Here is a 20,509-nt window from a genome sequence, read left to right as displayed (position 1 = left end):
TTCGTTGTGCTATGCAACGGGAGGCCTTATGTGCGCTCCGTTCGTTTGTCGTCATCGCCTGTCCCAGCCTGCGGTTGTGATGCTCCTGACATGCGCCTCGCTACCGGTCGCCTTCGCGGCCGGCCCGTTGCCGCAGAACGGCCGCTTCGTCGCGGGATCAGGCGGCATCGCGTCGGGTCCTGATCAGGTCACCATCACGCAGAGCTCGGCACGGGGCGTGATCGACTGGAACAGCTTTTCCATCGGCGCGGGCAACAGCGTGAAGGTCAACAATGGCTCGGGCGCCACGTTGTCGCGCGTGACCGGCTCGAACATGTCGACCATCGACGGTAGCCTGAGCGCGACCGGCAGCTTTTACCTCATCAATCCGCAGGGCGTGCTGATCGGACGGCAAGGCGTCGTCACGACGGGCGGCCGCTTCGTCGCCTCTACGCTCGATGCGTCCAACGACGGCTTCATGGCGGGCGGTCCGCTGACCTTGTCCGGCGCGAGCCACGCCTCCGTGCTCAATCTGGGCCGGATCAGTTCGAGCGGTGGCGACGTATTCCTCATTTCCATTTCTCGCACAGAAAACGAAGGACGTATCGCTGCACCGAACGGAACGGCAGAACTCGTCACCGGCAAGCAAGTCTTGCTGAAGGACTCCGCATCCGGCACGCAAGTCTTCGTGCAGCCGGGTAGCCTGGGCGATGTCGTCAACGGAGGCACCATTCGCGCCGCGCAGATTCATCTGGAAGCGGCCGATGGCAACGTCTACGCCCTCGCCGGCCGTCACGCCGCTTTGCGCGCGACAGGCACCGCCACGCGCGATGGTCACGTCTGGCTCGTCGCGCGTCAGGGCGATGTGCAGCAGCACGAGAGGATCAGCGCGCGGAATAGCGACGGCACCGGCGGCACGGTCGATACCATCGGCAAGACGATGGAGTTCGAGCACAGCACGGTGACGGCGTCGAAGTGGAACATCGGCGTCGGCGAACTGAACGCGGGACCGCACAACGCGGCGGCGCTGTCGCGCAGCCTTTCGGGCGGCACGTCGGTGACGATCAACGCGGACAGGGACATCAATATCGTTTCGACCCTCCGCTGGAACGGCGCGGCTTCGTTCACGCTGAACGCCGGACGTTCCATTCTGATCGGACCCGCCACCACGCTATCGAACACAGGCGCGGGCAACCTGACGCTGCGCGCCGATTCGAAAGGCGTCGACAATCACGGCAGCATCACGAACGCGGGCACCATCGACTGGTCGCGAAGCACCGGCTTCGTCGCGGCGCTCTACGATTCGAATGGTCAGTACACGCCGGGCACCGTACGCACGAACGCCACGTGGGCCGCCGCGCCGTTCAGCGGACTCGAGACGCAAGTGACGGCTTATCGGCTCGTCAACTCGATCGATGAACTGGAGAACATATCGCAGAACCTCGCCGGCAATTACGCGCTGGGGAAGGACTTGTCCTCGAAGGGCGTCTTCACGCCGATCGGTCTGGGCAGCACGACCGGCTTCACCGGCCAGTTCGACGGCTTCGGGCATACCGTCGACGGCATCTCGTTCTTCACGGTCGAGGCCTCGGATTCCCCACCTCTCGGCACTTTTTCGACGATCGGGGCATCGGGCGTGGTACGCAACGTGAATCTGACGAACGCGAACGCTTCGACGGGGGGAACGCACGCCGGTCTGCTCGCGGGGGCATCGGCCGGCTTGATCGCGAACGTCGACGTCAAAGGCCAGATGGACACCGCCGAGGAAGGCGCGGGAGCCATCGGCGGCGTGGTCGGTGACAACACGGGCACCGTCTCGCGCGCGACGAGCAGCGTGACGATGTATGCGCAAGGCTTGATGGGCGGCATCGCGATGTCGAACTCGGGCCTGATCGTGCAGTCGTCCTCTAACGGCGACTACTCCGGCGGCTCGCATTCTCACTTGGGTGGCATCGCGGGCGAGAACGCGCCGGACGGGATCATCAGGCAGTCGTATGCGACCGGCACCGGCGGCGCCCTGACAGACGGCGGTTTGACCGAGTACAACGGCGGCAGGATCGAGGAATCCTTCGCCGCGATGAACATTCTCCCGGTTCTGCCGCCGGGCGGCACCGGTGGCATCACGTCGACCAACGCAGGCACCGTCGCCAAGGACGTCTACTGGGACCGCCAAGTGTCGGGCCAGAGCGTCGGTGCGGCTCGCGGAACGCCGATTCCGGCAGCGAACGGCCTGACGACCGCGCAAATGAGCATGGCGTCGAGCTTCGGCCCGACGTGGAACTTCGCGCCGGGCGGAGTATGGACGTTCATCGCGGGCGTATCTCACCCGGTACTGCAGTGGCAAGTGGGTAAATAGCTTTCGATGCAGGCGTCGTGCGCCACGGCTCGTTCGACTCTCGACGAAAAAAGGCGACTGAGAAAGGCGCATGTTCCGCGCCCGTCCCAGTCGCCCTAAGCCCGTCCCTGCTCTGCGCTCAGTGCGTCTTGAACGCAGACACCGCCAACCCCAGCCGACGCGCCTGATCGTCAAGCGACGTGGCCGCCGCCGCCGCTTGCTCGACGAGCGCGGCGTTCTGCTGCGTCACGTCGTCCATCTGCGCGACCGCCCGGTTGATTTCCTCGATGCCCCGGCTTTGCTCGTGCGTCGCGGCGGAGATCTCGCTCATGATGTCGTTGACACGCTGAATCGACGTGACGATTTCCTTCATCGTGTCGCCGGCCCGATCGACGAGCTGCGTGCCCGCCGTCACCTTGTCGACGGAGGTTTCGATGAGCGCCTTGATCTCCTTCGCAGCCGATGCGCTGCGCTGAGCCAGCGTGCGCACTTCCGTCGCGACGACCGCGAAGCCCCTGCCTTGCTCGCCTGCGCGCGCGGCTTCGACCGCTGCGTTGAGCGCGAGAATGTTCGTCTGGAACGAGATGCCTTCGATGACCGCGATGATCTCGGCCACGCGCGCCGAGCTCTCGGAGATCTCGGACATCGTCGAGACGACCTGCCCCACGACTTCGCCGCCCGTTTGCGCGGTCGCTGCCGCGTTCTCCGCAAGTTGGGCGCCCTGGCTCGCGTTCTGCGCGCTCTGCTGGACCGTGCTCGTCAGTTCCGCGAGGCTCGAAGCCGTCTGTTCCAGCGATGCAGCCTGCTCTTCCGTGCGTTGCGACAAGTCGGTATTGCCGGCCGACACTTCGCTCGATGCCGTGCCGATCGAATCGGAGCTCGTGCGAATCTGGGTCATCAGGTTCACGAGATTCGCCTGCATCGCGGCAAGCGCGGCCAGAAGCAGGCCGGGCTCGTCCTGGCTGTCGGCTTCGATGCGCGCGGTGAGGTTGCCCTTCGCGATGCCGTCGGCGGCATCCACCGCACGGCGCAGCGGCACGCAAATGGCGCGGGTCAGCCAGAGGCCGAGCATCGAAGCGAGCGCCACGGCGATCAACGTGCCGACCGCGAGAACGGCTACCGTCACGGAGCGAAGGTGCTGGACTTCATCGCTGCGCTGCGTCAGCAGCGAGGCCTCTGCTTCGCGGAAGTCCCGCAGCGTCGCCCGCATCTCGTCCATCTGCTGCTTGCCGGATTGCGACTTGAAGTTACGCGCGAACTCTTCGAGCGAACCGTTGCCCGCCGCGACCGCGCGGCGCGTTGCCATCATCGGCTCGACAACCGTCGCGTACCAGGCGCGTTGCTGCTCGCCGAGCGCCTTCAGGCGCGCCTGCTGCTGGGCGTTGTCGGCCGTGAGCGAGCGCAGTTGCTCGAAGCGCTCCGCGAAGCGCTGCTTGCCCGAGTTGAGCGGCGCGAGCACTTCGTCGTCGCCGCTCACGGCGAATGCGCGCAGCCCGGTTTCCATATTGACGAGCGAGAGTGTCGCCTCGTCTGCCGCCTGGAGGACCTTATAGGAATGGTCATTCCATGCAACCGCTTCGGATAAGCGCGACAGGTTGCTGTAGCTCACGCTCGAGAGAAGCACGAGGATCGCCAGCACGGCGCCGAAAGCGAGCGCCAGCTTCTTTGATACCGAAAAGTTTCGAATGCTCATAGATAAGTCGGTCGTCGGCGCGGCACCCACCACGCCTGAGAACCGTAGTACGTCCATCGGAGCGCGCATACGCACTTACGCACTTGCTGTCGCATCCCGTCGCAAGGCCCGTTGTGCTTCGGTAGGGAATGCAGTCCCCGTTATCGGCGCGGTCATGCCGATTCTTTAGCCCATTCGTTTCGCCGAGATGGCCGACCTGCACGCGGCGTCACGCCTTTGCGGGAGCCAGCAATACTTACCTTCGCTTCCCCTGTTCCATCGCGCCGCTGCTCATGCCTCCAACGGTCGACGTTTGATCTAAGCCGACGCACGCAAACATTCGCTCCCAGCGCCGACTCGCTGACATCGATGCGTCATCGCGATGTGCTCCTTTCGTCTAAAATAAGCCGTTCCCCAGCAGCATCGTGAGTGCGATGCGAGAACCCGCTGTCGATCGTTGAAGCAGTCATGCCCAGATCATCGTCGCATCCTTGAGTTCTAGTAAACGCATGCACGCTAACGAAGACGCATTGACACTTGCATTGCTGGACGCGAACCCCGCCTTGTGCGCGGTGCTCGGGCCGGACTTCTGCGTCGTCGAGGCCAACACGCGGTTCAAGCAGCAGTTCGGATGGTGGCCGGCCGGTGCGGACGCCGAGCCGTTTCTGTCCGTCATACGCGCCAGGTTGCCCTTGCTTTCTCGCGATGCCTCTTGTGCGCGGCTCACGTCCGCGGCGACGCAAGCACTCGACGAGCGTCGCGTGGTCAGCACGACCGAAGCGTTAGCGGACGAGTCGGGTACCGGCGGCATCCGGACGTGGCGCTTCGAATTTCGCCCGTTGGCGACCGGCGATGCCGCCCCTTCCGCGCCGGCCCTGCTCCTCATCGCGCAACCGGACCCGCGACCCGCGCTCTCAGAGCCCGAGCACGAAGTGCCCGACTCCCGCGAGCCCGCCGCTTCAGCGGACCCGCAAGCAACAGCGGGCGACTACAAGCTGCTTGCGGAGGTCATGCCCATCATCGTCTGGACCGCGCGGCCCGACGGCGCGCTCGATTACCTGTCGAGCGTCGTGTTCCAGCACACGGACCCGGATCAGCACTTGCTCGGCCGCGCATGGGAAGCGCTGCTGCACCCGAACGACCGCGAGAACACGCTCGCGCGCTGGGCGGCATCGGTCGCCAGCGGCACGGATTATCTGATCGACCATCGCTTCCGGCAGACGGACGGCACTTATCGCTGGATGCGCTCGATCGCGAGCCCCATGCGTCACAGCGACGGCGCGATCGTCCGCTGGGTCGGCGCGACCATCGACGTCGGCAATCCCGGCAACGTCGAGCTGGACCGCATGCGCCTGGAGTCGCGCTATCGCGCGCTCGTGACCGTGGCGAGCGCGGTGGCGTATGTCTGCGATGCAATGGGCCGGTTCGTCGCCCCTCAGCCGTCGTGGGAGCGTTATACGGGACAGCCGTGGGAAGAGCACCGCGGTTATGGCTGGGCCGAGATGATTCATCCGGACGACCGCGCGACGTCTCAGGCGGCGCTCGACCAGTCGCTCCACACCGACACGCCGTATCGCGCGGACGTGCGCGTGTGGCACGCCGCGTCGTCGACGTTCCGGCGCTGCCAGGTCCGCGCGGCCGGCACTCACGACGAGCAGGGCGAGATATTCGAGTGGGTCGGCATGATCACCGACGTCGAGGAAACGCTGCGCACCGCGCAAAGCCTGCGCGACGAGCGGCACCGTCTTCATCTGGCGATCGAAGCCGCCGACATCGGCACGTTCCATTGCCCGGTGCCGCTCGACCGCATCGTGTGGAATGCCAAGTGCAAGGAACACTTCTGGCTGCCGGCGAACGCGGGCGTAAGCATGGACCTGTTCTACTCGCGGATTCACCCGGACGACCGCGACAAGACGCGCGTGGCCGTCGAGCAGTCTGTTACGCACGGCGTTCCGTACGACGTCGAATTCCGGACCGTTTCGGCATCCGGCGAGATTCGGTGGATTCGCGCCAAAGGCGGCACGCACGTCGACGAGCAAGGCCAGCCGCAGCGCTTCGACGGCATCACCATCGACATCTCGCGCCACAAGACGTTGGAGTTCGAGCGCGACCGGCTGCTCGCGAACGAGCGCCTGCTGCGCCTCGAAGCGCAACACACGAACCAGCTGAAGGACACGTTCCTCGCGACCGTGTCGCATGAACTGCGCACGCCGCTCAACGCGATGCAATCGTGGCTCTTTCTGCTCAAGCAGGAGAACGCGAACCCCGGCCTGACCGCGCGCGGCATCGAGGCGATCGCGCGCAATGTGCAGTTGCAGTCGCGGCTCGTCGACGATCTGCTGGACCTGAGCCGCATCGCGGCGGGCAAGATGCTCATCAGCGCGGAGCCGTTCGATCTCGTGCCGCTGCTCAAGTCGGAGATCAGCGACATCGAACTCGCAGCCGGCGCGAAACGCGTCACGGTGACGGCCGATCTGCCCGACACGCTCATCATCGAAGGCGATCAGATGCGGCTGCGTCAGGTTTTCTCGAACCTGCTCAGCAACGCGCTCAAGTACAACGGACAGAACGGGCGCATTTGCGTGCTTGCGACGAGCACAAGCAATCGCGTGGAAGTGCAGGTCGCGGACAACGGCGCGGGCATTCCGGCTTCGTTCATCGACCGCGTGTTCGAGCCGTTCGCGCAGGCGTCGCAGGCGACGACGCGCACCTTCGGCGGACTCGGCATCGGGCTTGCGATTGCGCGCAGCATCGTGACGCTGCACGGCGGCTCGATCACGGCGCACAGCGACGGCGAAGGACGCGGCAGCACGTTCACGGTTCAGCTTCCGCTGGCGTCGGCGCAGTGGTCGCTGCATAGCGCATCCGGCGCGGCGGACGTCGCGTCGTCTTCCGACGAGGCGCTCGCGGGCCTCTCGATCCTGCTCGTCGAGGACGAAGCCGACGCGCGCGAGGCGATGCGCGCCGTCCTCGAATCGGCGGGCGCGGCCGTGCGCGATGCGGAATCGGCTGCCGAAGCCCGAGGGTGCATCGCGGCGCAGGCGTTCGATGTCGTGCTGTCGGACATCGGCATGCCTCGCGAAGACGGCTATGTGCTGATGCGGTCGTTGCGCGAGGCGGGCTGGACGTTTCCCGCCATCGCCGTGACGGCGTTCGGCAGGCCCGAGGACAAGGCCCGCGCATTGCAGGCGGGCTTCGACCTGCATCTGGCGAAGCCCGTCGATCCGGAAACGCTTTTCAACGCGATCAGGCAGGTGACGGCGACGCATCGCCGGTAGAGCATTTGATTGCGTGGATGAGACGCGGCGCCGCTTAGGCTGGCGCTGCGCCGCGCGATTGCACGCCCTTGCGGGCAGCTTTGAGCGAGACGAGCCGCCGCCGTAAAAAAGCGACGATGCCATGCGTCGATGGCGCGTGCAGCCAATGCATGGGACCTATCGTCCTCGTCGCAAACGAAGCGCCGGATACAACCCGAGGCCAACACACGATCACGCCCACTCAAGATTGTTCGAGCGGCTCCGTAAACACAAGTATCAAAAGACATCGGCGCGTCGCCCATTCAGCGCGACGCGTTCTCCTCAGCCAGGAAGCTCTCGCAATCATGAAGTTGTTGCTCGCTATCGCGGCAGGCGCCGTCGCGCTCTCCGCCCCGCTCGTTCACGCACGCGAAATTTATGGCCAGATCGGCACCGAAGGCGCAGGCATTGGATTTTCGCAGCCGCTCGGCAACCGCGACAACGTGCGCGCCGAGTTCAACGGCGTGCAGTTCTCGCGCAGCTTCAGTTCGGGCGATCTGCATTACGACGGCACCGCGCATATCTATCACGGCGGCCTCTACCTCGACTTCTTTCCCGCGCCGGACACCGTGAGCTTCCGGTTCACGGCGGGCGCGCTGATCGGCAACGATAATGTCGATGCCACCGCCACCAGCCCGAGCGGCACCTACACGATCAACGGCACGCCGTATTCGACGCTCGGCGAAAGCATTCACGCGAGAGCGCGCTTTCCGACGGTGCGGCCGTATCTCGGCATCGGCTTCGGTCATACGCCGGTGGCGCAAAAGGGCTTCTCCGCATTCTTCGATGCAGGCGTCGCCTATGGCCGTCCGCACGTCAACCTCGACGTGCCGGCCGATATCGTTGCCGAAGCCGGCGCGGCGAACATCGAAGCCGAAGAACGCAGGTTGCAGGACAAGGCGGACAAGCTGCGCTTTTATCCGATCGTCAAGGTCGGCGTGACGTATCGGTTCTGATAGGTGACGGAGGGTCGGGGTTGCGGGCTCGACACTTTCGCAAACAGCACGAGTTCATCGTCGATCTAGCTCTGCGTGCCGGGGCTTGGCGGCGTGGGCGTGGCTGCGTCGATGGTTCGGCCACCGGCCCGGTGAAGCGCGGCCTCGACATCATGCGCGCGGGCTTCATCGACGCGCGCAGTCAATATGTAGCGCGACACCTCGCCCTGATGTCTGAAGCGTGCGTCGTACTCTTCTTCCATACCGAGCGACGTCACGCTGTCGCCCGCCAGAAAATTGCCGCGCACGGGGCCCGCTTCGTCCGCTTGGAACGCAATATCTACCGCGTCCGCGTCGACGCCCGCCTTTAGCAGCGCTTCGCGCGCCTGCTCGGTTTCCTCAAGAGACCGAAATACCCTTGCAATCGTCGTCTCCATGCTCCTCTCCTGTCGGCTTCATGTTGACGCAATCGGCGTGCCGCAGACGGGGTTCTCGCTGGCGCAGCCAAACGATTCGAACATCAGTCGAGCGACGGCTTCGCCGCCATCGCCATGCCCGAGCGCGCAAGCGCCGTCACGCGATGCAACGTCACGAGACCGAGCACCGCCAATACGGCGCCGAGCATGAAGTCGGTTTCCACGCCCGCATGGTCGACGATCGCGCCGCCGACGGCGGACCCCGTCGCGATGGCCACCTGAATGATGCTCACGAACATCGCGGAGCCGGCTTCCGGATAATCGGCCGTCCCGCTTTGAATCCAGACGCTGAAGCACAGCGGCAGCGCGCCGAAGGCAATGCCCCAGATCAGCATGGCGGCAGTCTCGCCGATGTGCGAATGCCCGAGAAGCAGCATCGACATGATCGCGGCGAGAAGCAGCACGATCATGGCGCCGACGGATTTGACGAGATGTTTCGCCACGATCATCGACATGAGCGCGTTGGAGAAGAAGCCGATGATGCCGAAGCCCAGCAGCAGCAAGGTGATGGCGTTCAGCGAGAAGTCCTGCTCCAGCAACGGCGCGATATACGTGTAGGTCGAAAAATGCGCGCCGAAAGCGAACGCGACCATCACCATGCTAAGGCGCGCGTGCGGCCGCGCGAGCAGCGCCCGGAAGTCCTGAAGACGCAGCGCGGATGCGGACGGCAGCCGCGGCACGAGCAGCGCCTGAGCGATCAGCGCCACTGCGACGAGGCCCGCGGTCGCTGCGAACGAAAGGCGCCACGACGCGAACGATGCGATGAAGATGCCGAGCGGCACGCCGATCACGGTGGCGAACGTCACGCCCGTGAGGATGATCGCCGTGGCTTTCGCCGCATCGTTGCCTTGCACGAGCCGCGGGGCCGCCGCCGTCGCGAGCGTCCAGAATCCGCCGAGCGCCGCGCCGAGCAGCGCGCGACCCGCGAGCATCGTGATAAGGCCCGGCGCCATCGCGCAGACGACGTTGGAGACGAAGAGCACCGCCGTGAGCAGCAGAAAGACGTATCGACGGTCCATGCGCCCCGCGCCGACGAGCAGCGTCGGGGCGAAGATGGCGGCCATCACGCCGGGCGTCGTCACCATCAGGCCCGCGACGCCCGGACTCACGCCCAGGTCCTGCGCGATTTGCGGCAGCAGGCCGACCGGCAGGAATTCCGCCGTCACGAACGCAAATGCGCTCACTGCGACGGCGAGCACCGCGAGCCATTGACGCAGCGTGGTTGTCTGGCCGTTCGATGTTCCGGAGTTCGTAGTGGTGTCGAGGTGCATGGGTATCGAGACGAATAGGGAGCAACGCTTCGGCGTAGCGTTCGACATCGAACGGCCGGCGCGACGAATGCCACACTGTAGGGGTATACGCGATCACGAAAAAGGCCGGAGCCTCGAATTGACAATCCGGGGCGGGCGAACAATCGCGCGTGGGAACTCAGGCGTGGGATAGACGTGCGGCTGGTCGATTTGACCGAATAGGCAGGTTCCGTACGTCACGTTCTTACTGACGTCTCGCATCGTGAACGAAGCATGTCTTCTGCGTCGGATGTCGCCTCTTGTGAGCGATCGAGCCGCAGTGAGACAACGTTCGTCGAAGGCAGTTCATTACCTCACGGGCGGCACGCTCATTAGCGTGTCGCAATGACATAGCGGGGACTCGGACCGGCGCGACCTTCAGGTGCCGCCCATGTAAAACTCGTCGCGGTTATTGCCGCTCGTTCGAATGCAGATCGGCGACCGATACAGCGGCTCGGCATACTTCGTCCCCGGCAGTTCGTCGCGTATCTTCGTGAAGAGGGGCGCGAGGCCGTTGTCGAGCCACAAGCCCCAGATTGCATCGTGATGATCGGGCAGAAAGAGCTTGGGCTTGAACAACTGAAGATGCTGGAACGTGAAGCTCAATTGCGTTTCCGCAATCGGATGCGGCGTCCACGGAAAGATGCCGACATCCACGCCCGGCGCCACGCTCGTCGCAAGCTGCAACTCTTCGGGGCTGGGATTGCTCACGCTGTCGAACCACACGATCTTGAAGCCGTTCGGGAACGTGAACGTGAAGCCCATCGTGCCTTGCGTGACGATGTTCGGATCGCTCGATCCGCGCGCCGAAACCGCATCGTGTTGCTGCTGTTCGGCGGCGGTCAGTGGTGGCGCATCGAGTGCGTAGAGCGCGGCGAGCTGAGTCGTCAATCCGGCTTCGATCGTGCTGTGAATGATATGCGTCGGCGTGATGCTGATATCGCCATACGTGAACTTCTCGGTATTGTTGCCCGTCACCGTGGTGGTCTGCGCGACGGGCACGCCGAGCACCTGCGCTTCCTTCGTCGTGATGGCGGAGCCGATGACCTGTGCCTTCGTCTGCGCCGCGACCGCGGCGACATCGCTGATGTGATCGGAATGAGCGTGGCCGATCAATATCACGTTCGCCTTTTGCACCTGCGACACGGTGAAGCCGAGCGGCGCCGTGCGCGCAGGCCGCTCGTAGTACGTGTCCATGATGACGACCACGCCGTGATACGCGAGCTCGTAGTTTGCGGTGCCGAGCCAGCGCAGCACTGCGGTATCGCCTTGCAGAAGCGGCCCGCCCTGCGAAGCGGGAACGAGACTCTGACACGCGGGATCGGATGCGAGCGGCGCGTCCGCCGCGTTGGCCGGCGTGATGCCGGAGTCGTGGTCGTGACCGCACGCGGATAGCAACGAAGTCGATGCAATCAGCGCCGCGATCAAGGTTCGCACATGGCCAGCCCTTCTCATGACATGTCTCCTTGGTGGACTACCGGCAGAAAACCTGAATCCTCGGGTCATGCGAAAGCTGGCTTCGAAACGATACTAGTCCCCGAAAAACGCGCGCGTCTATATGCCCTGCAGCATTTACTTCAGAGCGAATGCGCGTTATGTTGAATACGGTCACGACAGTCTTACGCCAGCGCCATCAGCCGGGCCGGCGCGACGTTGCCTTCCATTGAGCGGAGGAATAGCGTTACTTATGCCCAGGTATTCATCTCCGTCGAGGAAGACTTGTCGAAACGCGCAAGAGACGACGCGGCGGAATCGCGCGTGCGTCGCCGTCGACGCGCTCTACGAGCAATTGAAGGAAACGGCGGTGCTCTGATCAATCCGCCGCAGCGGCCGCAGCAACGAACTGCGTCATACAGGCCGACATACGCTGTCTAAACAGGTGGACATCTCAGGAGACAACCATGGCTGGCGTAGGAAGCGAAAAGGTATTCGAGAACGACAAAGTCATCGTATGGAACTTCGTGCTCCAACCCGGCGAAGAGACGCCGGTTCATACGCATGAGCACTCGTACATGTGGTACGCAATAGAAGGCGCGCCGCTCCATATCTATGACAAGGACGGCGCGGACTTAGGCATCTTCGAAGTACCGACGGGCGCCGTGTATTCGCTCAAATGCGAGGGCGGCTATCTCGAAGTGCTCTCGGAACTGGGCAAGGGCGCCCGCGTGCCGGCCACGCACAAGGCGCGCAATGACGGCACGCGGCCGTATCGCGAAGTGCTCGTCGAATACAAGGACGCCATGCCGGCAAGCTAAAGCGGCTCAGGGTCCCGGCCGCGTCCTCGAGCGCGCCGAACTCGCGTCCGCGCCCTCGTCAGCGCGTGCAAGGGTCATGAACCGCTTTCGGTACTCCGAAGGCGTCACGCCCACGTGCTTGACGAAGGTGCGCCGCAACACGTCCGCATTCGCGAACCCGCATTTCGCAGCGAGCTGTTTCGGCGCATCGCCGCGCGTCTCGATGAGATTGCGCGCCGCTGCCACACGCGCCGATTCCACCCACACCGCCGGCGTCACGCCCACTTCTGCCTGAAAGAGCCGGGCGAAATGGCGCGGGCTCAAACGGGCATGCGCGGCCATGCTGGCCACGCTATGGTCGAGCTCGGGCCGCGCCGCGACGAGCCGCTGCACTTCCTGCAAGACCGAGCGGCCCGCTGGCTGCGCCCGGCCCTTGCGGCTGAACTGCAACTGTCCGCCGGGGCGCTTGAAGAACATGACGAGCTGACTGGCGACGCGCATCGCGATCTCGCGGCCGAGATCTTCCTCGACGAGCGCGAGCGACAGATCGAGGCCGGCCGTCACGCCCGCGGCCGTGCGCAGCTTGCCATCCCGCACATAGAGCGCGTCCGGCTCCGCGGTCACGGTCGGATAGCGGCGCGACAACTCGTCGATACAAGACCAGTGAGTCGTGACGCGCTTCCTCTCCAGCAAGCCTGCTTCGGCAAGAATGAACGCGCCGGTGCATACGGAGCCGAAGCGTTTCGATCGCTTCGCAACCGTCCTAAGCCACTCGCGCAACGTGGTCGAGATCGTCATGGTCGATGCGTGAGGCGCGCCGGCGACAAGCAGCGTATGCACCGCAACGAAGTCGTCGCCGACTACGTCGTCCGGCAGCAGCCGCGCGCCCGACGAACTTCTCAACTGCCCTCTCCGAGTGCCGACGATCTTCAACTCGTACTCGTCGCGCCCCGTCTCGACGTTGGCCTGCGCGAACACGTCGAGCGGCCCGCACACGTCGAGCATCTGCACGCCGGGCACCGCAAGAATGGCGATTGTCTTGGCCATGACAGCATGATTCTCCAGGTCCGAATGTCGCGCGAAATGGCAGAATTCGGCGTTTCACGCGTAACAAAGCCAACGATACCACGGCTGACAATAGTGCTCATCCACCCCAGGAGAACATCATGAGCACTAGCGCGAATACCGTTGCCATTCCGGATAGCCGGCTCGCCCGGGCGATCACGGAGTTCGTCCGCGATACGGAGACGGAGCTTCTTTTCAATCATTCGAGCCGTGTGTATTGCTTCGGCGCGCTTGCCGGCCAGCGGCGCGGCGTGAAGTTCGACGCGGAACTGCTCTACGCCGGCGCCATGTTCCACGACATGGGCCTCATGCCTTCGCACAGCAGCCATACCGAGCGTTTCGAAGTGGACGGCGCGAACGCCGCACGCGACTTTCTGAGGCAGCATGGCATCGCCCCGGCCGACATCGATCTCGTGTGGACCGCCATCGCGCTTCATACGACGCCGGGCGTGCCGCAACATATGCATCCGGTGATCGCGCTCGTCACCGCGGGAGTCGAGATGGACGTGCTCGGTCTCGCTTACCCGGAGTACAGCGAGGCGGAAAGAACCGCTGTCGTCAGTGCGTATCCGAGGACCGAGCACTTCAAGGAGGAAATCATTCAGGCGTTCTACGACGGCATCAAACACAAACCTCACACGACGTTCGGTAACGTTAAGGCCGACGTCATCGCGGACAAGGAACCGCGTTTTCGGCCGGGCAACTTCTGCTCCGTTATCCGCAACTCGGCGTGGCGCGGGTAGGCGTCGGTGCTGCGCGAGCGTCAGAGCACCGCGAGCCAGCCGCCATCGACATAGATGATCTGTCCGTTCACATAGCTCGATGCGGACGACCCGAGATAGACCGCCGTGCCGACGAGTTCTTCGGGCCTGCCCCAGCGCCCTGACGGGTTGCTGCTCTTGACCCACTTGTCGAACTCGGCGTTGTCGACAAGCGCCTGATTCATGTCGGTTAGGATATAGCCGGGGCCGATGGCGTTGGCCTGGATATCGAACGGCGCCCACTCGGCGCTCATGGCGCGCGTGAGCATCTTGATGCCGCCCTTGGCAGCCGTATAGGGCGCCACCGTCGCGCGCGCGCCTTCGCTCGTCAACGAGCCGATATTGATGATCTTGCCGCCGCGCTTGCGCTCGATCATGCGCCGCGCCGCTTCTTTCGCGACGATGAACGCGCTCGTCAGATTAGTGTCGATCACGCGTTGCCAGTCGGCGAGCGCGAGCTCGATCATCGGCTTGCGGAACTGGATGCCCGCGTTGTTCACGACGATGTCGACTGCTATGCCTTGCGCGTCCCACGCTGCGAATGCGGCCGCAACGGATGCTTCGTCGGTGACGTCGAAGGCCTGGCCGCGTGCGTCGAAGCCTTGCGCGAGCAGCCGGCTCACGGCGGCATCGACGGTCTCCGCCTTCGTCCCGTTGACGATGACGCGCGCGCCAGCCGAGGCAAAGCCCTCCGCGAGCGCATAGCCGATGCCGCGCGCCGAACCCGTGACGAGCGCCGTGCGGCCGCTCAGATCGAACAACTTGTTCATGCTGTTTCCTTGTGTGATGCGCGCGATGAGCGCGAGCGCCGTCCTCTATGCCAATGCATAAGCCTTCGTGCATCGGCAGCAAGCGCGCTGGTCGCGCCTCCTGCTGCCGGACAATAGCCGAAGAACGCATGCTGCGTCTGCTGATCGTACGGGTTATGGCACGCCGTGAGAATCGCGCCGTGGAATGCGAGGTCCGCGGGCACGTACTGTAATCGCCCTGCCCGGCATCGCATTGAACGCGCATGATTACGCGATTGCTCGCGGATCGGATCACTGGCAATGGGACGAGCCGTTCAAAAGATCGGGAAGCTAGCAGAGGGCCTTGGTAGGAAACAATCAGGGTCGACCCTCCGCGTGAGCAACGTAACAGAGGTCGCCGGGAGGAGGCACGCCGGCTGCTAGCAGACGTCGGTTGGCGCATTGCGCCGTGCATCTACGTGGGCTCCGGAGGACGCTGACACATGAACATCGACCGTGACTTACCAGCCGACGCGTACCGGATCGTTTTCAGGCTGCTGCCGAGCCCTTGCCTGCTGCTCTCGGTCGACGAAGGCTACACGATTCTGGATGCGAACGAGGCGTACCTGCGCGAGACCGTCAGCGAACGCGAACATCTGGTCGGCCGCCCGGTATTCGACGCGTTCCCCGACAATCCCGACGATCAGAAGACACAGGCGACGAAGATTCTCGGCGACTCGCTGCAGCGCGTGGTTCGGCTGCGCCGTACCGACGCGATGGCGTTGCAGCGTTACGACGTGCCGGACCGGTCGAGTGATACCGGCGCGTTCATCGTGCGCTACTGGAGTCCGATCAACATCCCGCTCCTGAACGCGGACGGCTCCGTGGCGTTCATCATCCATCGCGTCGAGAACGTCACCGACTTCGTGATGGACGTACACAGCCGCACGTCGGCGCGGCACATCCCGGCATGCGATCGCGCAAGCAAGCACGTCGAAAGCGAATCGGAGTTGATCCGTCGAAGCCGGCAGCTATCGAATTCGAATCAGGAACTACGCAGGCTGAGCGAGGAGGCGTTCGCGCTCGCGGCCCGGCTGAAGGACGAGAGCATCAGGAAGGACGAGTTTCTCGCGATGCTCGGTCATGAGTTGCGCAATCCGCTGGCGGGTCTCGCATCGGCGTTTCAGCTTATCGACAGGACCGATGCGGAGCAAGGCGTGCCGCAGGAAATCGGCTCGCTGATCAACCGCCAGATCGGCACGCTCACGCGTCTCGTGGACGATCTGCTCGATGCGTCGCGTGTTTCGCGCGGCACCATCCGGCTGCATCGTGAGCCGATCGATCTGCGCATGGTCATCGAAACGGCCGCTTACTCGGTGCGAAAGGAATTCGAGGCCAAAGGACATTCTCTCGTCATCGACCTCGCGCCGGGCGATTACGCAATGAACGGCGACGCCACGCGCTTGCAGCAAGTGGTCGCCAACCTGCTCTCGAACGCGGTCAAGTTCACGGACCCGGGCGGCAACATCGGCATGCGTTTGTCCGCGAGCAAGGCGAACGAAGAACGCCGGGCCGTGCTCATCGTCGAGGACAACGGTCGCGGCATTCCCGCGCGCCACCTGGAGTCCATCTTCGAGCTGTTCGCGCAGGTCAATACGACGCTCGACCGCGCCGAGGGCGGTCTCGGCATCGGTCTGAATCTGGCGCGCCGGCTGGTGGAACTGCACGACGGCACGCTCGTGGCGCGGTCCGAGGGCGAGGGCAAGGGCAGTCGGTTCATCGTCGATCTACCGCTTTCGGCCGAAGCGCAGCGAGCGGTTCCGGCGACGGAGCAGCTGATCTTCCACGGCGATCAGGACGTCTCCATCCTGCTGGTGGAGGACAACGAGGACGTGCGAGCGGCGACGGCCGCGATGCTGGAGTCGCTCGGGTACACGGTCGCGACTGCATGCGACGGCAAGAGCGGCGTGAACGCGATGGTGGCGCGGACGCCCATGGTGGCCATCGTCGATATCGGCTTGCCCGGCATCGACGGCTTCGAAGTGGCGCGGCGCGTGAAGGAAACGCTCGGCAACAAGCGTCCGCATTTGATCGCGCTCAGCGGCTACAGCGGCCCTGAAGTGACCGAGCGCGCCATAGAAAGCGGCTTCGACGATGTGTTCGTCAAGCCGATCGATATCGGACTGCTGCGGCGATCCATTCACGGCGTCATGGCGAAGCGCCACGCGGCGGAGTTAGGCTTAGGGGAACCGAGCGCGTGACTCGCGTGCTTTGATGCGAAGCACGCCTAACGACCGCCCTCAACGCAAGCCGATGATCCTGCCCGCATAGACCGCCTCCGTCGCGGGAATCGTCGCCTGTGCCGCGATGTTCGCCGCGATGTCTTCATCGAACGAAGCGGCTTTCGGCGCGCCGCTCGTGTCGATATGCATGAGCATCTGTTCGCAAGCGGACGCCGGCTCGACGCTCTCTCCTTCGAACATCTGCAAATACAGATGTATGCGCTTCCTGTCGTGCGCAATGACGCGCGCATCGACGCGCACGGCCGCGCCTTCCTTCAGTTCGCGCAGATAGCTGACATGCGCCTCCAGCGTGTACAGCGTGCGATGCCGCGCGCGCCGCGCCGTGTCTCCAAGGCCGATGTCGTCCATGAAAGCATCCGTTGCGAGACTGTAGATCAGCATGTAGAACGCATCGCGCAGATGCCCGTTATAGTCGACCCACTCGGGCCTGACCGTGTCGCGATAAATCATCTGTCAGTCCTCGATGCCGTGACGCGTCTTGGCCGCTGTGATCGCCTCGATCACGCTCGTGATGCAGTCGTCGCGATACCGTTCCAGATCCTTGATGCTGCGTCCCTTCGTCTGCTTCGCGGTGCCGTCCACGACGCGGTCGATGAGTTCATCGGTCAACTCGGGCGCGATGAGCTTCGTCCACGGCAGTTGCAGCGCGGGCCCGAACTGCTGCATGAAGTGCCGCATGCCCGCTTCGCCGCCCGCGAGCGTGTAGGTCAGAAACGTTCCCATGAACGACCAGCGAATGCCGGCGCCGTAGCGAATGGCGTCGTCGATCTCGCCTGTCGTCGCCACGCCTTCATTCACCAGATGCAGCGCCTCGCGCCACAACGCTTCGAGCAGTCTGTCGGCGATGAAACCCGGCACCTCGGCGCGCACGCGTAACGGCCGCATGCCGATGGAAGCATAGAACGTCATGGCTGCGTCGATCGATTCTTCCGACGTGCTCCCGCCGCCCAGCACTTCCACGAGCGGCAGCAGATACACCGGGTTGAATGGATGGCCGACGACGCATCGCTCGGGGCGAACCGCGCTCGCATAGAAGTCGCTCGGCAAGAGTCCCGATGTCGACGACGCGATGATCGCCTCGGGTTTCGCCGCGCGGCTCACGCGCTCATGCAGCGCGAGCTTTAGGTCTTCGCGCTCGGGCGCGCTCTCCTGTATGAAGTCCGCGCTGGCGACGCACTCCTCCACGCTCGACACCACGCGCAGCCGTTGCTGCGAGGCGCCCGGCGCCAGCCCGACGCGCTCCAGCGCGGGCCATGCGTTCGCGACGTTCGCGCGAACCACCGCTTCCGCATTCGGCGCCGGGTCCCACACGGTGACATCGAGACCATGCGCGAGGGCGCGCGAAACCCATCCACTACCGATGACGCCCACGCCTAACGCGGCGAATTGCTTCACTTGCATGTGCTCGCTCCTTCAGTGCTCACGCGAATTGTTCGACTGCGCGCTTTTCCAGCGCACGCTCGCCGCGCGCCGGCAGGCCGAGTTTTCTGCGCCCCTCGGCGGGCGTCAGCGCGCGGCCCCCCAGGCGTTCGATGATCTCGACGGCTCGCTGCACCAGCGTTCCGTTGCTCGCCGGCACGCCGCGATCCAGCCACAGATTGTCTTCGAGACCGACGCGAACATGGCCGCCGAGCAGCATCGCCTGCGCGACCATCGGCATCTGCATCCGGCCGATGCCGAAGCCGGCCCAATGCGCGCCGGGCGGCAAGTTGTCGACCATCGCCTTCATCGTGCCCGTGTCGGGCGGCGCGCCCCACGGAATGCCCATGCACAGTTGAAAAAGCGGCGGCGCATCGAGCAGACCCTCTTTGAGCAGTTGATTCGCGAACCACAAGTGCCCGGTATCGAATATTTCGAGTTCGGGCTTCACGCCCAATTCCTGTATCCGCTTCGCGCCCGCTCGCAATTGCGCGGGCGTGGAAACGTAGATGTAGTCGCCATCGCCGAAGTTGAGCGTGCCGCAATCGAGCGTGCAGATTTCGGGCAGCAACTCCTCGACATGCGCGAGACGCGTGAGGCCGCCGACCAGGTCCGTGCCCTTGCCGAAGCGCATCGGCTCTTCGCCCGGACCGATCTCCAGATCACCGCCCATGCCCGCGGTCAGGTTGATGATGACGTCCACGTCCGAAGAGCGGATGCGGTCCACCACTTCGCGGTACAACGCGGGATCGCGGCTGCCTCGTCCGGTGCGAGGATCGCGCACATGGCAATGCGCGACGGTCGCGCCGGCGCGCGCGGCTTCGATCGCTGCATCGGCAATCTCCTTGGGCGTCACCGGAATCGCGGGGTGCCTGTTGGTCGTGTCGCCCACTCCGGTGACTGCGCAAGTAACGATGACTTCGTAGTTCATGTTTATCTTGATACCTAAGTACTTCGAAAGACCGGTGAACGCGTCACCGGGGCGGAAATCAGAAGCCGAGATACTGTTTGACCGCGGGCAGACCGTCCTTTCCATCGACGGTCTTCACGCCAGCAAGCCACGAATCGAGCAGTTGCGGGTTCTGCTTGAGATACGCCTTCGCTGCATCGGCGGGGCGTTCCTTGTTCATCACCGGCTGCATGAGGCGGTTCTCGAGATCGGTCGTGAAGCGCAGATTCTTCACGAGCTTGCCCGCGTTCGGGCAGCGCGCGAGGAAGTCCGGGTTGGTCAGCGTATAGACGCGCGCCTCGCCATAGTTCGGGCCGAATACGTCGTCTCCGCCCGCCAGATAGTTGATCTTCATCTGGATGTTCATGGGATGCGGCTCCCACGCGAGGAACACGACCGGCTTCTTCTCGCGGATCGCGCGTTCCACGGTCACGAGCATTCCTGCTTCGCTCGATTGAACCAGCTTGAAGCCGCCGAGACCGAACTGATTCGTGTCGATCATCTTCTGAATCTTGGCGTTCGCGCTGCTGCCCGGTTCGATGCCGTAGATCGTGCCATCGAGCTCGTCCTTGTGCTTCGCGATATCGGCAAAGCTCTTGATACCCGCGTCGTACGCATAGCTGGGCACGGCGAGCGTCGCCTTCGCGCCCGAGAGATTGGGCGGCTCGATCTTGTCGATGCTCTTGGCATCGAGAAACGGCTGCACCGCCTTCTCCTGCACCGGCCACCAGTAGCCGAGCGACACGTCGATCTGTTTGTTCTTCAGGCCCGCGAGCGAGATCGGCACCGATGCGACCGTGGTCCGCGGCGTATAGCCGAGCCCTTCGAACAGCACCGACGCGAGCGCCGTCGTCGAGGTGATGTCCGTCCAGCCGATATCGACGAAGCGCACGGTGCGGCAGGTCGCATCGTCGTTCGCATAGGCGACGTGCGCGGCGCATGCGGATGCTACGAGAAGCGAGAGCAGGCGAAGTTTCATGGTGGCGTGACCGTCGAAAGAACGTGTGTAGAAAGTACCGCTGCATTAAACCACCGGAACGCCTCATTGCGACCACGAATTGACCGCGA

At 64.1% G+C, this 20,509-nt stretch carries 16 protein-coding genes; 6 read left to right on the top strand and 10 right to left on the bottom strand.

Features of this window, described 5'->3' with window-relative positions:
• The first annotated feature begins 79 nt into the window (after positions 1 to 79).
• Entirely contained in the window at positions 80 to 2,335 is a 2,256-nt protein-coding gene (locus tag NCR34_RS22970) for a two-partner secretion domain-containing protein (protein ID WP_250501110.1), read from the top strand.
• 118 nt (positions 2,336 to 2,453) lie between these two features.
• On the opposite strand, the gene NCR34_RS28070 is transcribed toward NCR34_RS22970, so the two are convergent.
• Positions 2,454 to 4,007 carry a methyl-accepting chemotaxis protein gene (locus tag NCR34_RS28070; RefSeq protein WP_284506665.1) on the bottom strand — a complete coding sequence of 518 codons (1,554 nt, stop codon included), beginning with the start codon at positions 4,005 to 4,007 and terminating at the stop codon, positions 2,454 to 2,456.
• A 509-nt stretch (positions 4,008 to 4,516) separates the two neighbouring features.
• Here NCR34_RS28070 and NCR34_RS22955 point away from each other — a divergent pair.
• Together NCR34_RS22955 and NCR34_RS22950 are read left to right on the top strand one after the other, a co-directional pair.
• Positions 4,517 to 7,264: a PAS domain-containing protein gene (locus NCR34_RS22955; protein ID WP_248323480.1), complete on the top strand. Its 2,748-nt coding sequence runs from the start codon at positions 4,517 to 4,519 to the stop codon at positions 7,262 to 7,264.
• A gap of 323 nt (positions 7,265 to 7,587) precedes the next feature.
• Entirely contained in the window at positions 7,588 to 8,238 is a 651-nt protein-coding gene (locus NCR34_RS22950) for a hypothetical protein (RefSeq protein ID WP_248323481.1), read from the top strand.
• Positions 8,239 to 8,303: 65 nt separating this feature from the next.
• On the opposite strand, the gene NCR34_RS22945 is transcribed toward NCR34_RS22950, so the two are convergent.
• The 3 genes from NCR34_RS22945 to NCR34_RS22935 form a co-directional block, all read right to left on the bottom strand.
• Positions 8,304 to 8,654, bottom strand: coding sequence for a hypothetical protein (locus NCR34_RS22945; RefSeq protein ID WP_250501109.1), 351 nt, complete (start codon positions 8,652 to 8,654; stop codon positions 8,304 to 8,306).
• Between the two features lie 83 nt (positions 8,655 to 8,737).
• Positions 8,738 to 9,964, bottom strand: coding sequence for an MFS transporter (locus NCR34_RS22940; protein ID WP_250501108.1), 1,227 nt, complete (start codon positions 9,962 to 9,964; stop codon positions 8,738 to 8,740).
• Between the two features lie 396 nt (positions 9,965 to 10,360).
• Positions 10,361 to 11,437: an MBL fold metallo-hydrolase gene (locus NCR34_RS22935; RefSeq protein WP_250501107.1), complete on the bottom strand. Its 1,077-nt coding sequence runs from the start codon at positions 11,435 to 11,437 to the stop codon at positions 10,361 to 10,363.
• A gap of 446 nt (positions 11,438 to 11,883) precedes the next feature.
• On the opposite strand from NCR34_RS22935, the gene NCR34_RS22930 reads away from it, so the two are divergent.
• Positions 11,884 to 12,237, top strand: a complete 354-nt coding sequence (locus tag NCR34_RS22930) for a cupin domain-containing protein (protein WP_248323485.1) — start codon at positions 11,884 to 11,886, stop codon at positions 12,235 to 12,237.
• A gap of 6 nt (positions 12,238 to 12,243) precedes the next feature.
• Here the strand turns inward: NCR34_RS22930 and NCR34_RS22925 are convergent, their stop codons facing one another.
• On the bottom strand, positions 12,244 to 13,263 hold the full coding sequence (locus NCR34_RS22925; RefSeq protein WP_250501106.1) for a GlxA family transcriptional regulator: 1,020 nt from the start codon (positions 13,261 to 13,263) through the stop codon (positions 12,244 to 12,246).
• 119 nt (positions 13,264 to 13,382) lie between these two features.
• Between NCR34_RS22925 and NCR34_RS22920 the strand changes: the two genes are divergently transcribed.
• Complete coding sequence (locus NCR34_RS22920; RefSeq protein ID WP_248323487.1) at positions 13,383 to 14,024, top strand: HD domain-containing protein; 642 nt, start codon at positions 13,383 to 13,385, stop codon at positions 14,022 to 14,024.
• Positions 14,025 to 14,044: 20 nt separating this feature from the next.
• On the opposite strand, the gene NCR34_RS22915 is transcribed toward NCR34_RS22920, so the two are convergent.
• Positions 14,045 to 14,812: an SDR family oxidoreductase gene (locus NCR34_RS22915; RefSeq protein WP_248323488.1), complete on the bottom strand. Its 768-nt coding sequence runs from the start codon at positions 14,810 to 14,812 to the stop codon at positions 14,045 to 14,047.
• A gap of 461 nt (positions 14,813 to 15,273) precedes the next feature.
• Here NCR34_RS22915 and NCR34_RS22910 point away from each other — a divergent pair, with 461 nt between their 5' ends.
• Positions 15,274 to 17,031 carry a hybrid sensor histidine kinase/response regulator gene (locus tag NCR34_RS22910; RefSeq protein WP_250501105.1) on the top strand — a complete coding sequence of 586 codons (1,758 nt, stop codon included), beginning with the start codon at positions 15,274 to 15,276 and terminating at the stop codon, positions 17,029 to 17,031.
• A gap of 39 nt (positions 17,032 to 17,070) precedes the next feature.
• Here NCR34_RS22910 and NCR34_RS22905 read toward each other — a convergent pair whose 3' ends face one another.
• From NCR34_RS22905 to NCR34_RS22890, 4 genes are read right to left on the bottom strand one after another with little or no spacing between them, the layout of a single operon-like run.
• A complete protein-coding gene (locus NCR34_RS22905; RefSeq protein ID WP_250501104.1) occupies positions 17,071 to 17,523 on the bottom strand; it encodes a thioesterase family protein in 453 nt (150 codons plus the stop codon).
• Between the two features lie 3 nt (positions 17,524 to 17,526).
• Entirely contained in the window at positions 17,527 to 18,474 is a 948-nt protein-coding gene (locus NCR34_RS22900; protein WP_248323491.1) for an L-carnitine dehydrogenase, read from the bottom strand.
• Positions 18,475 to 18,493: 19 nt separating this feature from the next.
• Complete coding sequence (gene cdhC / locus NCR34_RS22895; protein WP_250501103.1) at positions 18,494 to 19,423, bottom strand: 3-dehydrocarnitine:acetyl-CoA trimethylamine transferase CdhC; 930 nt, start codon at positions 19,421 to 19,423, stop codon at positions 18,494 to 18,496.
• A gap of 58 nt (positions 19,424 to 19,481) precedes the next feature.
• Positions 19,482 to 20,420, bottom strand: coding sequence for a choline ABC transporter substrate-binding protein (locus tag NCR34_RS22890; RefSeq protein WP_248323493.1), 939 nt, complete (start codon positions 20,418 to 20,420; stop codon positions 19,482 to 19,484).
• Positions 20,421 to 20,509: the final 89 nt, after the last annotated feature.

This window comes from Caballeronia sp. GAWG1-5s-s, assembly GCF_023631445.1.
Taxonomy (GTDB): domain Bacteria; phylum Pseudomonadota; class Gammaproteobacteria; order Burkholderiales; family Burkholderiaceae; genus Caballeronia.
Note: the sequence above shows the minus strand (reverse complement) of the source record. Positions and strands in the feature narration are given on the sequence as shown.

Coding starts and splice junctions, on each gene's coding strand:
- NCR34_RS22935 (WP_250501107.1), bottom strand. CDS start 11,437: ATGAGAAGGGCTGGCCATGTGCGAACCTTGATCGCGGCGCTGATTGCA.
- NCR34_RS22950 (WP_248323481.1), top strand. CDS start 7,588: ATGAAGTTGTTGCTCGCTATCGCGGCAGGCGCCGTCGCGCTCTCCGCC.
- NCR34_RS22905 (WP_250501104.1), bottom strand. CDS start 17,523: ATGATTTATCGCGACACGGTCAGGCCCGAGTGGGTCGACTATAACGGG.
- NCR34_RS22930 (WP_248323485.1), top strand. CDS start 11,884: ATGGCTGGCGTAGGAAGCGAAAAGGTATTCGAGAACGACAAAGTCATC.
- NCR34_RS22920 (WP_248323487.1), top strand. CDS start 13,383: ATGAGCACTAGCGCGAATACCGTTGCCATTCCGGATAGCCGGCTCGCC.
- NCR34_RS22900 (WP_248323491.1), bottom strand. CDS start 18,474: ATGCAAGTGAAGCAATTCGCCGCGTTAGGCGTGGGCGTCATCGGTAGT.
- NCR34_RS22945 (WP_250501109.1), bottom strand. CDS start 8,654: ATGGAGACGACGATTGCAAGGGTATTTCGGTCTCTTGAGGAAACCGAG.
- NCR34_RS22915 (WP_248323488.1), bottom strand. CDS start 14,812: ATGAACAAGTTGTTCGATCTGAGCGGCCGCACGGCGCTCGTCACGGGT.
- NCR34_RS22925 (WP_250501106.1), bottom strand. CDS start 13,263: ATGGCCAAGACAATCGCCATTCTTGCGGTGCCCGGCGTGCAGATGCTC.
- NCR34_RS22910 (WP_250501105.1), top strand. CDS start 15,274: ATGAACATCGACCGTGACTTACCAGCCGACGCGTACCGGATCGTTTTC.
- cdhC (WP_250501103.1), bottom strand. CDS start 19,423: ATGAACTACGAAGTCATCGTTACTTGCGCAGTCACCGGAGTGGGCGAC.
- NCR34_RS28070 (WP_284506665.1), bottom strand. CDS start 4,007: ATGAGCATTCGAAACTTTTCGGTATCAAAGAAGCTGGCGCTCGCTTTC.
- NCR34_RS22890 (WP_248323493.1), bottom strand. CDS start 20,420: ATGAAACTTCGCCTGCTCTCGCTTCTCGTAGCATCCGCATGCGCCGCG.
- NCR34_RS22970 (WP_250501110.1), top strand. CDS start 80: ATGCTCCTGACATGCGCCTCGCTACCGGTCGCCTTCGCGGCCGGCCCG.
- NCR34_RS22940 (WP_250501108.1), bottom strand. CDS start 9,964: ATGCACCTCGACACCACTACGAACTCCGGAACATCGAACGGCCAGACA.